The organism is Shinella granuli, assembly GCF_004341885.1.
GTDB lineage: Bacteria > Pseudomonadota > Alphaproteobacteria > Rhizobiales > Rhizobiaceae > Shinella > Shinella granuli.
The window spans coordinates 1-1663 of the sequence record NZ_SLVX01000090.1 but is presented as its reverse complement, the minus strand read 5'-3'; the positions used below and the strand labels follow the sequence as shown (position 1 = coordinate 1663).

Below are 1663 nucleotides of genomic sequence, written 5' to 3'. Positions count from 1 at the left end.
ATCCATTGACTTCCGGTGAAATTATCGCATTATCGAGAAAACAAATTACATCGCTCCAGCGATGATCGTTGACGGGAACTTTGCGATCCAACAGCACGGCGTCACGCCGTTCGGCCAGGCACCGGCGCGCCATGCGGCGGGCGATGACGGCCGGGCAGCGGCCGGCCTGGACGCCATCGGAACGGACGCCCATGCGCATCTTCACGGCCTCGCTTGCCACCGAGACCAACACCTTCTCGCCCGTCCCCACGGACATGAACGCCTTCAAGGCCGCCTTCTATGCCGGCCCGGGCGAGCATCCCGACACGCCCACGCTCTGCTCCTCCGTCGTGCCGATCCTGCGCCGGCGCGGCCGGGCGGAAGGCTTTGCCGTCATCGAGGGCACCTCCTGCTGGGCCGAGCCCGCCGGCCTCATCCAGCGCCGGACCTACGAGACCCTGCGCGACCGCATCCTCGGCGAACTGCAGGCCGCCCTGCCGGTCGATGCCGTCGTGCTCGGCCTGCATGGCGCGATGGTGGCGCAGGGTTATGACGATCCGGAGGGCGACCTGCTGGAGCGGGTGCGCGCGATCGTCGGGCCGGACGTGCTGGTTGCCGCCGAGTTCGACCCGCACAGCCACCTCACCGCCCGGCGCGTCGCCCATCTCGACCTGATGGCGACCTTCCTCGAATTCCCGCACACCGATTTCGAGGAGCGCGGCGAGCATGTCGTCGAGCTTGCGCTGCGCACGCTGCGCGGCGAGATCCGCCCCGTCATCTCCACCTTCGACTGCCGCATGATCACCCTCTACCCGACGAGCCGCGAGCCGATGCGCGCCTTTATCGACCGGCTGAAGGCGATGGAGGGCAGGGACGGCATCCTCTCCATCTCCGTCATCCACGGCTTCATGGCCGGCGACGTGCCGGACATGGGCACGCGCATCGTCGTCGTTGCCGACGGCGACAGGGCGAAGGGCGACGCGCTGGCGCAAAGGCTCGGCCACGAGCTCTACGGCCTGCGCCGCAAGACGGCGATGCCGATGTTCGACACGGAGGCCGGGCTCGACCGGGCGCTGGCCGTGCGTGACGAACGGCCGGACATGCCCGTCGTCATCGCCGATGTCTGGGACAATCCGGGCGGCGGGGTGGCGGGCGATGCGACCTATATCCTGCGCCGCATGATGGCGCGGGGCTTTGACGATGTCGCGGTGGCGACGATCTGGGACCCGATCGCCGTTTCCTTCTGCCATGCGGCGGGGGAAGGCGCAGAGCTTGCGCTGCGCCTCGGCGGCAAGTCGGGGCCGGAGGGCGGCGAGCCGCTCGACCTCAACGTGACGGTCGAAGCCGTGTTCGATGCCGGCTGGCAGAGCTTCCGCAACAGCCGGGTGACGCTGGGTCCTGCCGCCGTGGTGCGTCCGCTCGGCACGACGATCGACATCGTGCTGATCACCAGCCGCACGCAGACCTACGAGCCCGACATCTTTGCCAACCAGGGCATCGACTTCACGGCAAAGGCCTTCCTGCTGGTGAAGTCCACCAACCACTTCCATGCCGGCTTCCAGCCGGTCTCCTCCGAGATCGTCTACGTCGCCGCACCGACCTCCTACCCGACCGATCCGGCAACAACCGCCTATCGCAAGGCCAGCCTCGAACTCTGGCCGCGCGTCGACGATCCGCTCGGGCT

At 68.2% G+C, this 1663-nt stretch carries 2 protein-coding genes; one reads left to right on the top strand and one right to left on the bottom strand.

Going from position 1 to position 1663, the window contains the following annotated elements; translation table 11 throughout:
• On the bottom strand, nt 1–193 hold a 193-nt coding region (locus EV665_RS32095), incomplete at its 3' end, for a hypothetical protein (protein WP_133037277.1).
• Between EV665_RS32095 and EV665_RS32090 the strand changes: the two genes are divergently transcribed.
• Nucleotides 192–1663 (top strand): M81 family metallopeptidase (locus tag EV665_RS32090; protein ID WP_133037276.1); only part of this gene is annotated, 1472 nt, incomplete at its 3' end. The genes EV665_RS32095 and EV665_RS32090 overlap by 2 nt on opposite strands.